This window comes from Hungatella sp. (assembly GCF_046966825.1).
Window position 1 is genome coordinate 54930 of record NZ_JBKVCZ010000004.1, and the last position, 19801, is coordinate 74730.

Consider the following 19801-nt stretch of genomic DNA (forward strand, 5'->3'; position numbering starts at 1 on the left):
ACTACGGACTGGGGCCGGTGGAGAGCTACTGTGACAAGAGAAGGGCGTCCAGCCACGGAACATTTACGGCTCATGTGACAGAGCTTCATGAGGACTATATCCGTCCGCAGGAAAACGGAAGCCACGATGACTGCGATTTCGTATCGCTGGCTGGCCGGAGAGCCGGTTTGACGGCAGCGGGAGATAAGACCTTCTCCTTTAACGCTTCCGTGTATACCCAGGAGGAACTGACGGAAAAAGACCATAATTACGAACTGGTCCGTTCGCCTTATACGGTGCTGTGTCTCGATTACCGGATGAATGGCATCGGTTCCAACAGCTGCGGACCGAGACTGATTGAAAAGTATCGGTTGGATGAAGAAGAATTTTCCTTTGGAATCAGCTTGATTCCGGAGGTGAAAGCGGAATAAAATGAGAATGCCGGTACGGTCCCAGACCGTACCGGCATTTTTTTCAAGTCAGCCTTCTCGGAAGCGGCAGAAGTACTCCTCTGCCTGCTCCGGCGAAAGGGAAAAACGCTTTTCCAGCTTCTGAAGGATTATGTTTTTAGGAGTGCCTTCTTCAATATGGTCCAGGATGAATGCACGGATGCCCTGTTCCATGCCCCGCTCCATCCCCTGTTCCATGCCGAGCTTTTCCCGTTCCTCCAGCTTATCTGCAAATAATTCTTCCAATGCGTTGCACATGTCGCGTCCCTCCTTATATTTTTTCCAGTTTGCACGTACAATGAAATCCATGGCCGCCTCGTAGAGCGGGTTCTTTTCTTTCCCTGCATAAGCTTTGGCAAGCGGTTCGATGTCCTCCTGAAGGCTCAGGTTCGTCCGAAGACGGCTCAGCCAGGTGAACTCTTCGCTGGAAAGCCTGGGGAGAATCAGAATCTGCATCGGGAACATGAGTCCCGTCACATAGTAGATCCCCGGATATTTTTGAGAGATGTCTGCATGATAGAGATCCATTAAAAATGCAGCCAGCTTCCTGGGATAGTGGCTGACAGCCAGTGAGATGGTAAGCTCCTCCGGAGGAATTTCCCGTTCTTTTTCTGTGTTGGACTGGTAAATGCAGGCGTACCCTGTTACCCTGTAATAATCGTTGATGCTGAAATAATCTTCCGGGTTCTTATACTCAATAATATTGTACTTCCGGAAAATATGACCGATACTTTTAGAAAGAATTTTATCCGGCTCCGGTTTGATCACAAGGGTATCAATCTGAAGCGGTTTTTCGGTCAGATTGAATTCTTTCAGAAATTCGAGCCGGCAGGGCTCATCCATAAACTCAATCTGTAAGGCCGCCTGGAAAGCCGGATGCCACTGTAAAGCTTTTTTCGTCATCGATTCCTCTCCTGTTATTATAATCAAAAATGCGTCAGGTATCAACAGGTATTCACAGACATTCCCCCTTTGAGTCAGATATTTTGTTTGCGGTGTATCCAAAATAAGTGATGGAAACTTATGGCCGAACTGGCCCTGACGGCATCGTCTGATCCCGTATGACGCCGTATGCTGTACAGATGACAGCCACGGACTTGATGAACGGCTCTGCGCACAGGACTGTGCGGCAGAGACTGCTTTTATTTTACCATATTTACGGCAGAAAGCCAGAAAAAAATTACAATACATATACAAAAAAATCACACAATAGAAATCCAGAAAAATCATTTAAACATAAAATTAAAAAAGCAGCACCGGTATACTTACCAGAAACAGAAAATACCAATTGCATGAAGACCGTCCCTATGATATAGTAAAAGAGTATCGGAGAACGTTCCGTTCTCTATTTCTGCAGTTCACCGGCAGTTCGCCGCAGTTTCAGGAAAAGCTACAAAAGAGAATAGAGAACAGGAGAGTGATGCGTTTTGAGGGGATAGGGGCAGGAATTTTTTTACTTTCAGCAGTGTAAAAACGCGGGAATTCAGGAAAATTCCAGTTGACATTTAGGGACAAGTATACTATGATTATAAGCAGGAAAAGAACATTTGTTCGCATTGGAGGATAACATGAATAAAGATGATAAATTAAAGGCACTTGATGCCGCCATTACACAGATTGAGAAAGCATATGGCAAGGGTTCCGTGATGAAGCTGGGAGACGGCGGCGTGAAGATGAACGTGGAGACTATTCCGACTGGTTCCTTAAGCCTTGATATCGCCCTGGGACTCGGTGGAATCCCGAAGGGAAGAGTCGTGGAGATCTATGGCCCGGAGTCCAGTGGTAAGACGACCGTGGCTTTACATATGATTGCAGAAGTTCAGAAACGCGGCGGCATCGCGGGCTTTATTGACGCCGAGCATGCCCTTGATCCGGTGTATGCGAAGAAGATCGGCGTAGATATCGATAATTTATATATCTCTCAGCCGGATAACGGAGAGCAGGCGCTGGAGATCACAGAGACGATGGTGCGTTCCGGAGCGGTTGACATTATCATCGTGGACTCGGTTGCAGCCCTTGTTCCGAAGGCGGAGATCGAAGGCGACATGGGTGACTCTCATGTAGGTCTGCAGGCCCGTCTGATGTCTCAGGCGTTAAGAAAGCTGACCGGTGTCATCAGTAAGTCCAACTGTACGGTACTCTTCATCAACCAGCTGCGTGAGAAGGTAGGCGTTATGTTCGGCAGCCCTGAGACAACGACTGGCGGCCGTGCCCTGAAATTCTACGCCTCTGTACGTATGGATATCAGAAGAATTGAATCCTTAAAGCAGGGCGGCGAAGTGGTTGGTAACCGCGTACGTGTGAAGGTTGTTAAGAATAAGATTGCTCCGCCATTCAAAGAAGCGGAGTTTGATATCATGTTTGGAAAGGGTATTTCCAAAGAAGGCGATGTGCTCGATCTGGCGGTGAAGGAAGATATTGTGGAGAAGAGCGGCGCATGGTTCGCTTACGGCGGAGCAAAGATCGGCCAGGGCCGTGAGAATTCTAAAATTTATCTCCAGGATAATCCTGCTGTCTGTGAGGAGATCGAGAATAAGGTGCGCGCCCGTTACGGACTCGGTGAAGATGGTGCGGCTCCGGCAGGTGCTTCGGCAGGCGGCGCTCCCGCGGGAGAAGCTGCTCCGGAAAAAGAGAGTAAGAGAATTAAGGCCGAACCGAAGGAATCATAAGTCTGGCTAATAAGATGGCAGGGAATCATAAAAAGTGAGCCATAAAGACAGCGATTCATAAAATAAGTAAATAACAAAAGTAAGGGGCAGGTATGACAGTTACGGAGATCACACCCCTTGATAAGCGCAGGAGTAAAGTCATTCTGGATGAAGACTTTGCTCTTGCGCTTTATAACGGGGAAATAAAGCGGTATCACATTGAGACGGGAGAGGAACTGCCGGAGGAGACGTATCGGGAGATCATGGAAGAGATCCTTTTAAAGCGTGCGGTGGAGCGGGTCTGTTACCTGCTGAAGTCTTCCGATAAGACGGAACAGGAGCTGCGGAAGAAGCTGAAGGACGGATACTATCCCGGGGAAGCCATTGATTATGCCATCGAATTCCTGAAGAAGCACCGGTATATCAACGATGAAGAGTATGGCAGGCGCTACGTGGAGTATCACTCCACAAAGAAAAGCAAGCGGCAGATTCAGTACGAGTTACAGCGAAAGGGGCTTTCCAAGGAGGCGGTTTCCGACATTTTAGAGGAGCATCCGGTGGACGAGGAGGCGCAGATCAGGGACTACATCAGACGGAAGAGACTGGAGCCGGAAGCCATGACACTGGAAGAGCGGAGAAAAGCTATGGCAGCGCTGGGAAGAAAAGGATTTTCCTTTGAGACAGTCAACCGGGTTTTCGGCAGTAAGTACGGTGATGACGGGACATTCTGAAAATGTGTAACAGTCCAGACGGCGGGAAAATTGGTGCAGGAAGCAGCGTCAAGCTTGCTTGTAAGCGGCTTTATGTGCCAATTTTCACATCGGATGAATATCCAATGCTTCTTGACCGGCTTTTTCGGTCAAGAAGATGGCCGTCTGAACCGTTACGAAAATGTGTATAAGTATACTGGAAACAGCGGTTAAATACTTGACATAATGTATAAAACAGTTTAAAATTGTAGTGTTGTATTGATGTACAATGAAAATTAAATAAGGAGGTGCTCCTGTGTCAGTATCAGTATTCACGGCTGCATTGATTGCAATCGTCGCATCAGTTGTAGTTGCTTTTATTGCCTGGACTGCTGCCATCGCGTATCGTACGAAATCGTATGAGAGCAAGATTGGTTCTGCAGAAGAAAAATCCCGGGAAATAATAGATGAAGCATTAAAAACCGCTGAGACAAAGAAGCGCGAAGCTCTCCTTGAAGCAAAAGAAGAGTCTTTGAAGACTAAGAATGAACTGGAAAAAGAGACCAGAGAAAGAAGAGCTGAGCTTCAACGTTATGAAAGACGAGTACTAAGCAAGGAAGAAAACCTGGACAAGAAGTCCGACGCAATGGAAAAAAGAGAAGCAGGTCTTGCTGCTCGAGAGGAAGCCCTGAATAAGAGAAACGCCGAAGTAGAGTCTCTCTATGAAAAAGGGATACAGGAACTGGAAAAGATTTCCGGATTAACCTCCGAACAAGCAAAAGAATATCTTTTAAAATCTGTTGAAGATGATGTAAAACATGACACTGCGAAATTAATCAAGGAACTCGACAACAAAGCAAAAGAGGAAGCCGATAAAAAGGCGAGGGAATATGTGGTGACAGCCATCCAGAGATGTGCTGCGGACCACGTTGCAGAGACGACAGTTTCCGTTGTGCAGCTTCCGAACGATGAGATGAAAGGCCGAATCATCGGACGTGAAGGACGCAACATTCGTACGTTAGAAACCCTGACGGGCGTGGAACTCATTATCGATGATACCCCTGAGGCGGTTGTATTATCCGGATTCGATCCGGTTCGAAGAGAAGTAGCCAGAATCGCATTGGAACGGCTCATTGTGGACGGACGTATTCATCCGGCCAGAATTGAGGAAATGGTAGAAAAAGCACAGAAAGAAGTGGAAACCAACATGCGTGAGGAAGGTGAGGCCGCGGCCCTTGAGGTCGGTATTCACGGTCTGCATCCGGAACTCATCAGACTGCTTGGTAAACTGAAGTACAGGACAAGCTACGGACAGAATGCGTTAAAGCATTCCATCGAAGTAGCCCAGTTATCCGGGCTTCTTGCCGGAGAGATCGGGCTGGATGTCCGTATGGCTAAACGTGCCGGTTTATTACATGACATTGGGAAAGCCGTTGACCATGAGATGGAAGGTTCTCACATTCAGCTGGGAGCGGAACTCTGTAAGAAGTATAAAGAGCCCGCAGTTGTGCTGAATACCGTAGAATCCCATCACGGTGACGTTGAACCACAGAGTCTTATCGCCTGCATCGTACAGGCGGCGGACACGATTTCTGCCGCAAGACCGGGTGCAAGAAGAGAGACACTGGAAACATATACAAACAGATTGAAACAGTTAGAAGATATTACAAACTCCTTCAAGGGAGTCGACAAGTCTTTCGCCATTCAGGCGGGACGCGAAGTTCGGATTATGGTAGTACCGGAACAGATTAACGATGACGGAATGATCTTATTGGCGCGAGATATTTCCAAGAAGATCGAAGAAGCCCTGGAATATCCGGGACAGATTAAGGTCAACGTGATCAGAGAGTCCAGAGTGACAGATTACGCGAAGTAATTGTTCGGAGTGAAAGATAAATGCCCTAAAACCCGTAGAAATGTAGTGCTCATGCGGGTTTGGGGCATTTTTTTACTTCTTGTAACTTCTTATAAGTTTTTATGATTTTCAGCTCAATTGGCGTAAAATTGGCGTAAAATAAGAAATGTAATTGGCGTAAAAATTTTGAAGTTAGATTACACCAGAAACCTCTTAAAATAAAGGATTGGACAGTATTTGAACAGAAATATTCAAATAGGATTCCAGTCCTTTTTTTGTCTTCAATTTTTCCCCTTAGATACCTGATTAGGAGGCAATCATGGGAAAATAAGGAATAATCACGAAGAAAAATACAGGTAAAGATAACGAGACATTTCACGACATTATCACACTGCTGAAAATCTACCAAAAGACAGGGATTTCGTACATGAAGGACAAGACGTTTGATGAGAGGTATTACGTATTAACACTTATGGGGATGGCAAGACAACTGGGGGACCGATTGAACCGGGGATTTACCGTCCGATTGATCCGCTGGCGAATGCAAAGGGTTATAAGAAACTGTATCTGGCAGACCATGCGTATTAGTCTGAGAGGATAGAAGTGCTGGAACAGATAACAGACGGTGCCGCCGCGTATCATGCGATTTCTTTCCGCCTTGTATCTTGTCTGGGGGCGGCAGCAGGAGGTACTGGGCAATCAGGGGATACGTCAAAGCAGTTGGCAAAGCGGCCTGTGATGATATCCCTCGGCAAATAAAATTCCCTACTTGACACGTAGATGAAAAAATGCTACTCTGTGATAGACAGACAGTCGGTCTGCGGAGGGGAGACGGAAACATGAGAATTGTCAAGGAAGCAACTGAACGGAAAAATGAAATATTGGATGCGGCGGCGGTTTTATTTATGAAAAAGGGTTTTGACAATACCAGTACCAATGATATTTTAGACGCAGTGGGGATTGCAAGAGGCACCCTTTATCATCATTTTAAGTCCAAGGAGGAGGTGATGGATGCGCTCATTGATCGGCAGATGGAGAAAATTTTGTCAGCAGCCCGACAAGCAGCGGCGGATCTGAGCGTCCCGGTAGAGGAACGGATTATCCGTACAATTACCGCACTTCACATTGGTGAGGAAGGCAGTCCCATGACGGAACATCTCCATAAGCCACAAAACGCGCTTATGCAGCAAAAAATCAATCAGATCACGATGCGGCAGGTTCCTCCTATACTGGCAGGCATCCTGGAGGACGGCATTCGGGAGGGGCTGTTTGAAACGCCCTACCCTCTTGTGTGTATGGAACTGGCGGTCATCTATCTGAAAATGGTTCTTGACGATGGTGTTTTTGAACTGACGGAGCCGGAATCTGCCGCCCGTATTGAGGCGTTCACTTTTCATCTGGAACGAATGTTGGGTGTGAAGCAGGGCCAGTTGAACTTTTTCACAAAACTGTTTGAAAGAAAGGAGGAGCTTTGAGTTCATCAAAAAACCAATTTAGAAAGAATTAAAGAAGGTCTGCCGCCGCCTCTGCGATTTCAGAGGCCACAAAATATTCTGATTACTATGGAGGGAATGCAATGACTGAAAAAGAAATGTGGGCAGCCTATATTCAGGAAAACCCGTGTGGGAGAGCACAATGTCATACTGCGTACCAATGGGGAAGCTGTGTGTGTCACAAAGACGACCCGCGTTTCTGTAGTACCTTTTATGCAGGTGAGTGCGGAACATGCCTGTAAGGAGGGAGAAGGAGATCGGAGCTTAACATACTGGAGAACGGTCCATGCGCAGGCTTTCGCGGATGAACTGGCAGAGATCCATATGAATTTTTCAGAAGATATGCTTGTTGTCTGCGAAGAATTTCAAGTGGTTTTTCTACCCATTGGAAGGTAAGAAAGAAGCTGTGGTTGAGATATATTGATAATAGCAGGTCAATGTATGTCAGAGAATGATCTCAAATTCATGAGAAATGCGACAGACTGATGTCGCATTTCTCATGATAAACTCATCTGAGACAAAGGAGGAATGGGGTATGCCGTTTACTGAACTATGTATTTATCAAGTCAAACCACAAAAGGTTGACGAATTCGAGGCGCTGATGCTGGAAGCGAAAGAGTTTCTGGAAAAGCAAAAGGGGCTGCTCTTACTGCGGTTCGTAAAGAGAGAGTACCATATCGACATGGAACAGATTAAAGAAGGTCTGCCGCCGCCTAAGATCACGCGCATTGTAAAAAGCGTTAAGTATATGCTCTATTGGGAATTTGATACGAAAGAAAGCTATGGGGCAGCACAAAAAAATCTCTACGACAGCTATTGGAAGTCGATAGAAAAATGTCTGGTGGCGCCCCATGACAAATATTTAGGAGAGGGGATGTTTTCGTGGAATTAGCGTATTGCGGCTTAAAATGCGACGAATGTCCTGTTTATACTGCCTCTGTCAGCAAAAATACAGCAGAACAAAGCAGACTGGCAAAAGAGTATTCGACGGACGACTATCAATTCTCAAAAGAGGATATGGTTTGTTTCGGCTGCCATTCTGAATTTACATCTAAGAAAATGTGCGGGGATTGTGAAATAAGAAAATGCGGTGTAGAAAGGGCTGGTAAAAATTGTGCGGAGTGTACGGAGTTTCCCTGTTCGTTACTTGAAGAACAGCTGGGGGACAGTTCTGATGGCCTGAACAGATTAAAGCAGCTTGCCGCAGCAGATAGACAGGCAGAGGGATGATATGCAGATAGACAGACTGATACAAATTGTATTTTTGCTGTTAAGCCGTAACAACCTGACCGCGAAACAGCTGGCAGAGGAACTTGGTGTCTCCACACGCACAATCTATAGGGACATCAATATACTTTCGGTTGCGGGCATTCCAATCACATCACAAAAAGGATATGGCGGAGGGCTGTCTCTGCTGCAAGGTTTTTCATTGGACAAATCCTACTTCACCCAGGCAGAGCAAAGTAATATGATACAGGCGTTACAGATCCTGAAATCATCCAATTACCCGGATGCTGATAAAACCCTGAACAAGGTAGCCGGATTGTTCAGCCACAACATGCAGTCGGAATGGTTAGAGATTGATTTCTCGTATTGGGGCAGCCCTGAAAAGGAACGGGTCAATATTACAGCATTAGAGCGTGCAATCATCAATAAGTATGTGATTACATTCACTTATTTTAATACAGAGTTGACGGTAACCGCCCAAACTGTTGAGCCGCTGAAACTGGTTTTTAAGTCACACGCCTGGTATCTTGTTGCCTGGTCTCTTCATAAAAATGATATTCGTACTTATAAAATGTCCCGTATCAGAGAACTTCAGGTGACAAACCAGTTGTTTGAACGTGTACTGCCGCAGGATTTTTCCATTACTCCTGAATATAAAGAAGAATACAATATACCGATATTTAGATTACATTTTTCTGAAAAAATTGCGTATAAAGTCTACGATGAATTTCAGGAGAAGTACATTAAAAAACTGGATGATGGCACCCTGGAAGTATCGTTCCGCTACCAGCTCAATGAGTGGACGTTCCTTTATCTGCTTTCCTTTGGCGAATATGTTGAAATAATAGAACCTGCTCAGGCAAGGGAGATTCTAAAAGAAAAGGTCAAAAAGATACTTTCTTTGTACCAATAAATGAGAGGAAAATCAGGGGACAACTGCAGATGAATAAAAGATATTTTGGAAGATATTGGCGGACAATTGGAATTTTTACTGTATGGCTTTTCTTGGTGGCCTATGTCTTTGGGGCAGCGAAGGAGGCTCTCAATTCACTTAACATATTGATCAGCCTGATTGTTCTTATTGGCATGGAGTATGGATTGGGCTTTGGACAGGATAAAAGAGTGATAAGAAGCAACCAGAGAAAAATAGAGTCTGACCGACAGCGGCGGGAATCTATGGGTGAGACGGAATGGAACGAATATCAGATCAAAAATAAGAGAATTGCCGAATACAGGAAAAATTTGATGTGGAAAGCGGTTTTCCTGGATTTGGTCATGGGAACCGCCTATATGACAGGGCTGGGGCTTACCTATGGAAAAGACCCCAAATGGCTTAGGGACGCGATTCCGGCGCTTCTTTGGTTCCTCATGTTTTTCCTTGTTTTAGCCGCCTGGATTATCAGTTTTCCCAAACGAATGCGGGAGGGAAAGATATTCATTTGGGAAGTGCTTTTTGTAGCTCCTTTCATGGTTTTTCCGTTTTTTCCTCTGATTTCAGATCGGATAGTGTGCGGTTTTACTGCTTTTACTGGTGGAACGATATTTTCTGTCTTAGCCATCGGGTATATGCGGCAAACACGTAAAAAAGAGAAAGTATGCACGGTAATGACTACTGCGAAGGTGATTGACAATATAAAGAGTACCGTGCATCTGGAACGGCCCGGTGACATTCCTATATATGCTTATCAGCCTGTTTTGGAGTATGGCGCAGGAGGGGAGCGAAAACAGGTGATCTGCGGCGATGGCGAACCGAGTCCCTATCCCCTGGATGAAGTGTATACGATTTATTATAATCCTGAGAATCCTGAGGAATTTCGGTTTGCGGACCATAGGCCTGCCGCAGAACGGTTGATAGGCCCTGTTTTCCTGGGGATAGGAATTGTTCTGCTGGCAGGTGCTGTGGGAATCTGGGGGTTGACTTAAAAAAGAATATGTGAATTATCGTTTGCAAAGGAAGGAAATAGATTTGAAGCGAATTAGAACAATAGTAATATTGATTGGCATTGCAGGCAGCCTGATGTGTTTAAATGGTTGCGGGAGTAGAGAAATACCAACAGAGGCTGCTGTAGAAAGTATTACTCCTATAGAAAGTATTACTCCTATGGAAAGTATTATTCCCACAGAAAGTACTGCTTCTACAGAAAAAGTGACAGAAGAGGAAATGCCTTTGGCCTCCATTTCATCCGAGGAAGCGGCAGGCACCGGCAGCTCAGGGACGGAGAGCGCCGCGCAGAAGGAATCGGAGCTTCCGGACGCATTGCCTTTGGACTTTAGGTTTAGCAGCGGGGCAGGCGCATGGTATACCGTCATTACACTGAATCAGGATGGCTCGTTTAGCGGTGAATATTGTGATTCTGATATGGGGGACAGCGGGGATGCGTATCCTCATGGAAAGGAATATATATGCAATTTCAGTGGACGATTCGATACCGTCGTGCAGATAGACAGCAATACATACTCTATGACGCTTTCTGAAATCACAACAGAAAAAGAATCCGGAGAGGAATGGATTGAAGAGGGCATTCTTCACATAGCATCCGATCCGTATGGTCTTGAGGAGGGGACGGAATATCGTTTGTATCTGCCGGAGACGGAGAAGGAGGGGCTTCCGGAGGACCTCCTCAGCTGGTATCCGGGCTGGAATTTTGCGGATGCAGACGGAAATCTTCCTGACACATTGTCTTGTTTCGGGATTTACAATGTAAAAATGGGATATGGCTTTTTTGCATATTAGGTTTTCGCAACATTGGTATGATAAAACAAACTTATTAAAAAAGGTATAACAGAAGGAGAAAATGGTAAATGGAAGCTCAGAACAAAGAACTGTATTTAAAACATATGAATGAAGAATATAGAGAAAAGCATTATCCGGAACGCTCCGTGTTTGCGGCCCATAAGAAGACACAGAAAGGAGCGAATGCGGTCCTGAGCCTGTTTTTTATAGGACTTTTTCTGGCGGGCAGTCTGGCCGGTTTTGTCTGGTCCATCAACAGGATACAGGAAATCATCAGAGATGCAGAGGAGGATATGCTGGGGGTTGGTATTGGGATTTCTGTCTTTTTCCTTTTGCTGGCCATTGGGTTTGGAGCGCTTATCTATGTAATTGTAAAAGGCATGAGAAAAAGCGCAGACGACTGGATCCGCATCGTTGCCAAAGCTGGTGGTTTAAGTGAACAGGAGGTAAGGGAATTCGACAGGCAGGCGATGGAGCCGGACAGCCTGATTTTAATTCACCTTGGAAAGCTGAAATCCTTTGCAGCCGGACAGAAGGATGGAATTCTGACCAGGGACTATATCTGTCTTTACAACAATAATATGCCCCGTGTGCTGAAACTTGACCGGCTTACAGAGGCTCACTTAAAGGATAACACGTATTATGTCAAAGTTGGAAAGACGCAGAAAAAGGCCCATTATCTGACAATCAATTTGATGAGCAGAGACAATAAAACCGCATGGGCAGAGACGTCGCAGGAATCAGCCAGGGCGCTTCAGGAAGAGCTGGTGAACCGATGCCCCGGAATTGATACCGCTGGCGGCGCTGTACTGGCGGAATGAGAGGGGGGAGCGTGTTTAAAGATTATCCGGAAATACCATTTGCCAGAAGATTACAGGGATTTCCTTTCAAAGGCTTCTCCTCTTAGAGCGGATTTCAGGCTGAGAGGATATCATGGGCCTGTTACAGGATATGGAGCACAAAATCTCATTCATTATCAGAGGGGCTACAGCTATAATCCGGTTGAAAAAAGAGTATTGACAGTTGGAATAAAGACTATCTTGTGATTGCGGACAGGGAAGCCGATCCTTTTTGTATTGATCTTACGCTGGAAAAATCACCGGTCTACTTTGCACTGCATGGTATGGGCAAGTGAGAGTTTTCAGAAGCATTCAGGGAATTTATGGATTTCCTGAAGCACATCACGGTCTGACGATCAGGCATTGACAGCGCAAAGCTGTGTGGGTGTGGCATGGGGGCTCTTATGTTGATTAACACTGTTAAGAATGTTATCTATATTGTTTTTTGCTTTATAAGTACAATCTATCTGTCTGAGATGGAGTTACTGGCGGCGTTCCTGCTTTTTTTTGCCATCCCCGTATTGCTCGAGGGGTGGCTGAACAGATATGAAAGAAAAGGCAGGAGAAAGAGCCGAAAACGGAACTATGATGAGGCAATCCTGTATTTCAGGAAGAGCTATGCATTTTATGGGCGTCATGCCTGGACAGAGGTATGCCGGCGCTGGTGCTGGCCTTTTCGTAAAAAGAATACGGGACAGGAGGCGGCAGTTGCCCAGATGCTTCTGTGCTATTTAAACTTAGGACAGCGCAGCAAGGCTCTTGAATGCAGAAAAGAACTGCAGGAAAGATGGCCCGAAGGTCTGACCGGGAGTGAAGATTTTTCATTTTTAGAGGTTTTGGAGGATGGAAATTATCAGGAGTTCCAAAGAGAAAACGAAGAACAGGTGACGGCTGCTTTGTCGGGCTTATTGAATCCGGGAGAAAAATTGGAGCTTTGTTTTTATGGCATCACAGACAGACGTGGGAAAAAGGGCAGAAGGTGGAAAAAAAGGCCCTGTTTTGTGGGGCTTAGCGGAAGTGATCTATTTATTGCCGTCTTAAAACGGCCGTCAATGGAAGAAACAGCGTGGACAGAACGGTATTCGCTTGATGTCAGGCATGTAAAAGAGAAAGTTCGTTTTTCAGATTGGTGTATCTTTGAGATCCTGTGTGTGAATGGGGATCGATTAAGGATTCAATGCCTGAAGATGCTGGCAGCGAATCAGTATGCGGGGCAGGAGGAGAACGTCAGACGGTTTGAAGATGCTCTGCGCCGCCTGGAGATAAGGCCAAACGAGCGTTCAATATGAGATGGAAATGCAGGAGTTCTTGATGAACCGATACTGGGTATGTACTGCACGTACAGGAGATGAGCTTTTGAATCGGCCCCATGTCATCAAAGATAGACGAAAATGTCATCAAATAACAGGCATATTTTCACTCAAAGCGTTATAATGAAGCTGTGATTGTTTGGCGTGTGCGTAAGGGATTGTTCCGATGCTGGCGTTTGGATATACTTTTCTTATTCACTTTTTTTATTCGACAAAAGGAACCGTATTCTTTTTTCTGATGGCCGTTATAGCAATGGAGTTCATCTGCCAGTATTTTGTGGTGAAAAAGGGTAAGGTACGAAACCGAAAGACAGCGGCGTTCACGGCTTTTTTGCTGAGCGCCTTTTTTGTATTGTTTTCCGGTGCGTCCGGTTTCGTGGTATACGGTGTTCGTGATGAATTATGGCTTTCTGCACTGCAGTTTTTGACAGTACTTTTGTTCCTGGAGGCTGGTTTCCTGATGGAGTCTTCGAAGCCATTCTGCGAGGTCAGCAAAACATGGGCGAAGGAAGTTACTATCCTGTTTGAACTGCCGGAGGATACGGATGCGCTGGTCAGAAAACTGCTGACCTGTGATGATTCTCTGTTTGATGGTTTGAAGAGAATATCCGCAGACCATGCGCAGGCTGACGGAAGGGGAGCCAGATTACTACCTGACCGTGGTAAAGAAAAGGGCAAAACAGGGCAGAGGCGGGCTGGGAGCACAAAGCCGGGATGGTAACTGCTGATTCCGGAATAGCGGTAAAACTGTATTATCTTGTACTTGTGGCAGGGAGTGTATTCTACCTGGTCCTGGTTGTACGGATGCACTTTATTTGAAGCAGAATGGGAAGCATAGAGTATTTTATAAGGAGGAACACGGAGGATGAAGGGAAAATTGTTTGGAATGACAGCTGCGGCCAGTATCATTCTGTTGTCGGGAGCGATTCTGATTTCTACGGCGGCTATCAGCGCACAGCCTGTGCAGGCGGCGGAAGATCATGCGGCCGGAAGCATGCAGAGGCAGGTCGAATGGGGGATTGCGCCGTTTACCAGTGCGGATATATCCGTAGAACTGGCAGAGGTATCATTTTTGACGGCGGAGGATTACGGCATAGAGATGGTGTGGGCTGACGAACGGATCAAGCCAAATTATAAAGTCAGCAATGGAAAGCTTACCGTTTTTACCCCCGAGCATGGATCTCTCAGGCTTCGCAATGCCGAGAGCGGACGGTTCATCGTGTATTTGCCGAAGACGGTCGAATTGGATACGGTTTCTCTCAAGACAGACCTGGGAGGGATACAGATTGCGGACAGGAAGATCAATTCCTTACAGGCTCATTGCGATGCGGGAGATATCTTGCTGAACCGGGTTTCTGTCCAGGATTTAAAAATCGAACAGGATCTGGGAGATGTTGGTATGCTGGACAGCAGTGTGACCCATTCGGTGGATGTGCAATGCAGCGCCGGTGAGGTTACGGTCTCCGGGAATATTCAGGGTAACGTAAATCTCTCTGTTGATCTTGGAGATATTTGCTTTGAGACAACAGCGGAAGCTGCAAAATATCAATATAATTTGTCGGTAGACATGGGAACGATTATAGTAGACGGCAGCAGGAGTGAGGGAAGCCGGACGCATCAGGGCGGTCCGTCTGCGCTGACTGCACAGTCCAGTGCCGGTGAAGTGGAAGTCAGATTTCATAGTGCAAATGCCATGGGCGCGGAGAATGCAGGCACCGATGTTTCCTACAGGGAATATGCGCCATATGGAATCACATATGTTTTGAGCCGGCGGGCGCTTTACTACGAAGGTCATCCTGTGCAGGGCTTTGTCGGAAGGATTGCTTCAAATGGCAGCCGCCATGACTGGTATTTGAACCGCGACACAGACTCCGGGATATTTTTACAGGGAAGGTATGAAAATGGGACGCTGACCGGGATTGACAAAATGACGGAGGCGCAGATTACTGAGATATTTGGCGCAGATTCGGTGAAATGAGAAAACAGGAATAAGAAAAAACAGATGATAATTGGAACAGGAGTAAATGATGAAAGTGAAAAAGATAAACTGGCTGCTTATGGTAATCCATCTGGTGGTGGGATTTGGAATTTCTGCGGTTCTGGTACTGGTGGGTGGAAGCAGCCTGCCCTATGAAATGGCAGATCTGATGGTTGGAATGGCAGTATTTGGGGTGATTTTGTCGGCGCTGTCTCTCCTTATTTTAGGGGCGCTGTTTTATGCGGTCGGCAAAAAACAGATGGCAGGCCGTCTGGCGGCAGATGGCTTCCGGTGTACCAGCCGGTTTGACAGCTACAATGCCGTCGTGGCGATTGACGCGAACAAAGGGAAAATAGGACTGCTGATGCGGCTCAATCCATTTTCTGTTCAGATCCTGGAGGCTTCGGGAATCCGTTCGGCGGAGGTCAGCGATGGAAGGGGGATAACGGGAGGGACAAGCCTGGTGAGCTTCCGATTCTGCCTGGATGGGATGAAATTTAAAATTCCTACATTTTCATCAAATCGCTGTTATAATATGAAATCAAATGAAGTTATAGAGGGAATCGAAAAAGCTGAGAAACAGGTCGAGTATCTGCTGGAGGCAAAACGAAACTCGGAGACCGTGTTTGGTGAGTGAGTGCGGAGGAGGAATCATGGGATTATTCAACAAACTATTTAAGAAAAATGAAGCGGCACAGATACCAGCACCAGTATCGGCACAGACACCAGCATCGACAGCAACACCCGCACAGGAATCGCTCTGCCCTAATAAGGATACCATAATGGGATTCGCCCTTCTTCATACGGCTGAGCTTTCAGAGGAGGAGCTGACAGGGGCGATAAAAGAGGAATTTGGCCCTGAGACGGCGACAGAGGTTTCCAGAGACAATCTGTTCTCTGTGATTGTAAGCAGGGAGGAGGCGCAGTTTATCTGTACGCTGATGCCGTTTGCTGTGCCGGACCATGAGGTGGAGAAACTGTTTCCGTTTCATTCGCTGTCGCCGGAGGCGGAGCTGGAGATGGGGAGACATCAGGCATTTCTGATTATTGCAGGCAATGGGTTTGAACTGGAAAAGAAACGGGAGGCCTGTCTGGCGTTTAACCGGCTGTGCGGCGCGGTCATGAGACTGGAACAGGCTGTCGCCATGTATATGGGAGGGGCAGGGCTGCTTCTGGAAAAGGAAATTTATCTGAGACACGTGGAAATTATAAAGTCTCCCGTCGGTGAAGACCGGAACTATTTTCCGGCGCCGCTCTGGATCCGGGTACTTCTCTATCTCGATGACGGAAAGAAGATGGCCCGGACCGATGGCCTTGCAGATTTTGGTTATCCGGATGTCTGTGTTTTTAATACCCATCAGGAGCCGGAGGCGCTGTACCAGCAGCTGTATCTCATGGCGATCGAGGAGATCACCGGCAGAGGTGTCTACCGCAGTGGGGACCTGATCCGGATTGACGAAGAAACGGAGGCCGTCTGTAAACTGGCGGACGGTGTTTTACATATTATTGGCACGTGAGACCAGGGCGTGCCGATGGCAGAAATGAATCTTCAAATACGCCCAGGTACTGCATTGCACAAATACCGGTGAATTCAGCACGAATGCCTCACAGCCGCAGAGAACTTGTATCTTTGCAGCTGTGAGGTATTTTTATTACAGGGAGCGTCTCCCGGTGATCCGGCAGAGTTTTTTACATTAAACTTAAGTTTTCTACATTCTGTGGCATTATGAACCGCCGTAATGTTATAATTGATACTCAATCGGTTTACTGTGTATCATTGGCGAACAGCCATGGACATCTTTGCGGATTTTCAGAACCGGGCGCCGGACGGGGGATTTTTCCGGAAGGAATCGTGAATTTCTAACCGTACTTTAACCCTGGCTTCTGTATAATAAGCCTGTGATCACATAACACAGAAAATAAAAGAGCGAATAACAGGAGGCATTTATGATGTTAAAACACAGAGCAACAGCCATTTTGGCAGCAGCAGCCGTAGCAGCCACGACGTTAGCCTTTACCGCTTCTGCGGCGGTAAAGGATGTACAGGCGGATACCAGCAAATCCGCCGTATGCACTTCCACCGTTATGGACCATGCGGACGGGAATAGACAATATAAGTCTGAGATCAGAACCGATGAAAATGGGGAAACGTATATTATCGCGGAAGACGGATCGAAGATTTATATCAGCTGGACGGAAAAAGGAATCAGCAATGACGGCAGTGTCGTATACAGCGTCGTCGCGGCTGAGTAGAATGATTTTAACGGGATACCAAAAAGGATGAGAGGATTTGATTTACCATGAGACTTTTGATTGTGGAAGATGAGGAAGATATGCGGGAGGCGTTGTGCTACGGCCTGCGCAGACGCGGGTATGCGGTGGACGCCGCAGGTGACGGCGCCGACGCGGTCGAACAGTGCGGGATCAATGAGTATGATCTGGTGGTGCTCGACTTAAATCTCCCCGGTCTGGATGGCATGGAAGTGCTGAAGCACATTCGGTCCATGGAGAACCCGGCGAAGGTGCTGATTCTCTCTGCCCGCTCGGAGCTTGCAGACAAGATCAGCGGGCTGGACAGCGGAGCCAGCGACTATCTCACCAAGCCGTTTCATTTTGAGGAATTAGAGGCACGCATTCGTATGCTGCTGAGAAGATCATTTATCCAGACAGAGGCCGCCCTGACGAGGGGAGGTCTCTGTCTGGATTCCAATTTAAAGACAGCTGCTTTTCATGGAAAGCAGCTGGAATTCTCCATGCGTGAATTCGCAATTCTGGAATATCTGATGATTCATATGGGCAGGCTGGTCAGTGCAGAGGAACTGCTGGAGCATGTGTGGGACAGGGAGGCCGATCCCTTTTCCAATCAGGTGAAGGTCTATATCAGCGTCATACGGCGCAAGCTGCAGGCGGTTACGGATGAGGAAATCATCCGCAGCATCCGCGGCGCCGGATATCTGATCGATAAGGAGGAACCTCTATGATGAAGAAATTGTCACTCCGTATGCGGCTGACCCTTCTCTCGGCCCTGGTGATGGCCAGTGTGGCAGTCATACTGACCAGCATGTTCTTATTTGGGGCAGACCGCATTTTCGTACGAGATTTAGAGCAGAAGATGACGTTTCAGCCCCAGGATATTATCATCACCAGTGTTAAGAAAGAGGGAGTCTCTAACGAAAATATGGACTTGCAGGAGGTTACCGTTTCCTTGAAAAAGGCGGGTACGCAGTTTAACCTATGGGGGATGGCGGCCCTTTTTCTGGTCCTTATTCTGGGAACAGGGGCGACGTGGCTGATGGCGGGCCATGTGCTGAAGCCGCTGAAGGAGCTGTCGTCCGCGATTGAGGAGATCAGCGGCAATGATTTGTCGAACCGCGTGGAGATACAGGGCAGACAGGATGAGATCGGCCGGCTGGCCCGGTCTTTTAATCATATGATGGATAAAGTCAGCGCTTCATTTGAACGGCAGAAACGTTTTTCCGCCAGTGCCGCCCATGAGCTGAAGACTCCGCTTGCCACGATTCTCGTGAATCTGGAGGTTCTGGAGCTGGACGGGAAGACCTCGCCGGACCGCATGGAAAAGGTGCTGACCATCGTAAAAGCGAATACGGAGCGGATGATCCGTCTGGTGGAGGACCTGATGCGTCTGACGTCGGATAAGGACCACGAGATGGAGGAGGAAGTGGAGCTGAGCGAAGTGTTTGCCATAACGCTTGATGAGCTTTCACCGCTGATCCGAAAAAAGGACTTGACCGTCTCCATCGAGAATACGCCGGATATCAGCCTGACCGGCAGCCGCGTCATGCTTTACCGCGTTATGAGCAATCTGCTGGAGAACGCGGCAAAATACAACCGGGAGCATGGGTCCATCTCGATTGTCACGGGAAGAGATGATAATGGTGTGACTGTGAAGATCGAAGACACGGGAATTGGAATCCCGGAAGAAGCGCTTCCCCATATTTTTGAACCGTTTTACCGGGTGGATCAGTCCCGGTCCCGCGCCGTGGGCGGAGCCGGTCTGGGACTTCCCCTCGTAAAGGACATCGTGGAGAAGCACGGGGGAGAGGTCACGGTGAAGAGCGCGGCTGGTGAGGGAACGACATTTATACTGCGGTTCCCTGCCTCATACCGCGGTGTGGAAAGGCGCGGACGTGTATCTCCTCGACATGGAAAAATAGTCTGCGGCAATGATTAAACAGGTGGAACAGAACCGAACTTTGTGCTATGATAGGGAAGTATAATTGAATCATATGATATTAAGTGCATGTTCAAGAGGGAATCAGGTGAGAATCCTGAGCGATCCGGTCACTGTATTCAGGGAGCGATATCTTCAAATCCATTGCATCAAAGATGTGAGAAGGGAAGATGGAGCATTGATCTGTAAGTCAGGAAACCTGCTTAATAGGAAAAGATGAAGCCTCCGTGTAAGGCAATGCATCTGGGATAAAGAAGCTCTTTTTTTGCCGTAAGGCGCAGAAGGGGCTTAATAGTTTATGCCTGATGACGGGAACGCGGAATAAAAACGCGTTTCTTTTTTTGTTTCTGGCGGCTTCTGATTTGGCCTGCGCTTATGAATTACGGTATGATATGCAGTTATACAAGG

The 19801-nt window shown here is 47.2% G+C and carries 22 protein-coding genes and 1 riboswitch; of the genes, 21 read left to right on the forward strand and 1 reads right to left on the reverse strand.

The genetic code is table 11. The features are described from left to right. Positions 1-410, forward strand: a 410-nt coding sequence (locus ACLTD4_RS02430) for a beta-galactosidase small subunit (protein WP_412331098.1), incomplete at its 5' end; no start/stop codon positions are given. Between the two features lie 48 nt (positions 411-458). On the opposite strand, the gene ACLTD4_RS02435 is transcribed toward ACLTD4_RS02430, so the two are convergent. Further along, a complete protein-coding gene (locus ACLTD4_RS02435; protein WP_117634032.1) occupies positions 459-1331 on the reverse strand; it encodes a 3-isopropylmalate dehydrogenase in 873 nt (290 codons plus the stop codon). Between the two features lie 665 nt (positions 1332-1996). Here ACLTD4_RS02435 and recA point away from each other — a divergent pair. The 20 genes from recA to ACLTD4_RS02535 all read left to right on the forward strand — a co-directional run bounded on the left by recA (position 1997) and on the right by ACLTD4_RS02535 (position 19393). Then, entirely contained in the window at positions 1997-3097 is a 1101-nt protein-coding gene (gene recA / locus ACLTD4_RS02440) for a recombinase RecA (RefSeq protein ID WP_055658790.1), read from the forward strand. 92 nt (positions 3098-3189) lie between these two features. Continuing rightward, positions 3190-3807: a regulatory protein RecX gene (locus ACLTD4_RS02445; RefSeq protein ID WP_117634030.1), complete on the forward strand. Its 618-nt coding sequence runs from the start codon at positions 3190-3192 to the stop codon at positions 3805-3807. A gap of 274 nt (positions 3808-4081) precedes the next feature. Beyond that, positions 4082-5641 carry a ribonuclease Y gene (gene rny, locus ACLTD4_RS02450; protein ID WP_055658793.1) on the forward strand — a complete coding sequence of 520 codons (1560 nt, stop codon included), beginning with the start codon at positions 4082-4084 and terminating at the stop codon, positions 5639-5641. An 818-nt stretch (positions 5642-6459) separates the two neighbouring features. Beyond that, positions 6460-7095 (forward strand): TetR/AcrR family transcriptional regulator, encoded by a 636-nt coding sequence (locus ACLTD4_RS02455; RefSeq protein ID WP_055658795.1) that lies wholly within the window; start codon positions 6460-6462, stop codon positions 7093-7095. Between the two features lie 147 nt (positions 7096-7242). Then, complete coding sequence (locus ACLTD4_RS02460; protein ID WP_243008252.1) at positions 7243-7509, forward strand: ASCH domain-containing protein; 267 nt, start codon at positions 7243-7245, stop codon at positions 7507-7509. A gap of 139 nt (positions 7510-7648) precedes the next feature. Next, the gene (locus ACLTD4_RS02465) at positions 7649-8005 is read left to right on the forward strand and encodes a hypothetical protein (protein WP_055658798.1); all 357 of its coding nucleotides are present in this window, start codon (positions 7649-7651) and stop codon (positions 8003-8005) included. After that, entirely contained in the window at positions 7996-8343 is a 348-nt protein-coding gene (locus tag ACLTD4_RS02470; protein WP_181988600.1) for a DUF3795 domain-containing protein, read from the forward strand. Before ACLTD4_RS02465 ends, ACLTD4_RS02470 begins: the two co-directional genes overlap by 10 nt. A 1-nt stretch (position 8344) precedes the next feature. After that, positions 8345-9253, forward strand: coding sequence for a helix-turn-helix transcriptional regulator (locus tag ACLTD4_RS02475; protein ID WP_117634027.1), 909 nt, complete (start codon positions 8345-8347; stop codon positions 9251-9253). Between the two features lie 29 nt (positions 9254-9282). Further along, positions 9283-10263, forward strand: a complete 981-nt coding sequence (locus tag ACLTD4_RS02480) for a DUF3592 domain-containing protein (RefSeq protein WP_117634026.1) — start codon at positions 9283-9285, stop codon at positions 10261-10263. Positions 10264-10441: 178 nt separating this feature from the next. Beyond that, positions 10442-11074, forward strand: a complete 633-nt coding sequence (locus ACLTD4_RS02485; protein ID WP_117634025.1) for a hypothetical protein — start codon at positions 10442-10444, stop codon at positions 11072-11074. Positions 11075-11142: 68 nt separating this feature from the next. Further along, positions 11143-11895: a YIP1 family protein gene (locus ACLTD4_RS02490; RefSeq protein WP_055658807.1), complete on the forward strand. Its 753-nt coding sequence runs from the start codon at positions 11143-11145 to the stop codon at positions 11893-11895. Positions 11896-11934: 39 nt separating this feature from the next. Further along, the gene (locus ACLTD4_RS02495) at positions 11935-12120 is read left to right on the forward strand and encodes a hypothetical protein (protein ID WP_147335882.1); all 186 of its coding nucleotides are present in this window, start codon (positions 11935-11937) and stop codon (positions 12118-12120) included. Positions 12121-12317: 197 nt separating this feature from the next. Further along, entirely contained in the window at positions 12318-13202 is an 885-nt protein-coding gene (locus tag ACLTD4_RS02500) for a hypothetical protein (RefSeq protein ID WP_117634024.1), read from the forward strand. 187 nt (positions 13203-13389) lie between these two features. After that, positions 13390-13944, forward strand: a complete 555-nt coding sequence (locus ACLTD4_RS02505; RefSeq protein WP_117634023.1) for a hypothetical protein — start codon at positions 13390-13392, stop codon at positions 13942-13944. Between the two features lie 144 nt (positions 13945-14088). Beyond that, a complete protein-coding gene (locus ACLTD4_RS02510) occupies positions 14089-15201 on the forward strand; it encodes a DUF4097 family beta strand repeat-containing protein (protein WP_117634022.1) in 1113 nt (370 codons plus the stop codon). A 46-nt stretch (positions 15202-15247) separates the two neighbouring features. Further along, complete coding sequence (locus ACLTD4_RS02515) at positions 15248-15838, forward strand: hypothetical protein (protein WP_147335881.1); 591 nt, start codon at positions 15248-15250, stop codon at positions 15836-15838. 16 nt (positions 15839-15854) lie between these two features. Then, positions 15855-16718 (forward strand): hypothetical protein, encoded by an 864-nt coding sequence (locus ACLTD4_RS02520; protein WP_117634020.1) that lies wholly within the window; start codon positions 15855-15857, stop codon positions 16716-16718. Between the two features lie 430 nt (positions 16719-17148). Beyond that, positions 17149-17454 carry a choline transporter gene (locus tag ACLTD4_RS02525; RefSeq protein WP_117634019.1) on the forward strand — a complete coding sequence of 102 codons (306 nt, stop codon included), beginning with the start codon at positions 17149-17151 and terminating at the stop codon, positions 17452-17454. A 47-nt stretch (positions 17455-17501) separates the two neighbouring features. Next, a complete protein-coding gene (locus ACLTD4_RS02530; protein WP_117634018.1) occupies positions 17502-18182 on the forward strand; it encodes a response regulator transcription factor in 681 nt (226 codons plus the stop codon). Then, complete coding sequence (locus ACLTD4_RS02535; RefSeq protein ID WP_117634017.1) at positions 18179-19393, forward strand: sensor histidine kinase; 1215 nt, start codon at positions 18179-18181, stop codon at positions 19391-19393. The genes ACLTD4_RS02530 and ACLTD4_RS02535 overlap by 4 nt, the downstream gene beginning before the upstream one ends. 46 nt (positions 19394-19439) lie before the next feature. Then, positions 19440-19615, forward strand: a riboswitch (cobalamin riboswitch). Positions 19616-19801: the final 186 nt, after the last annotated feature.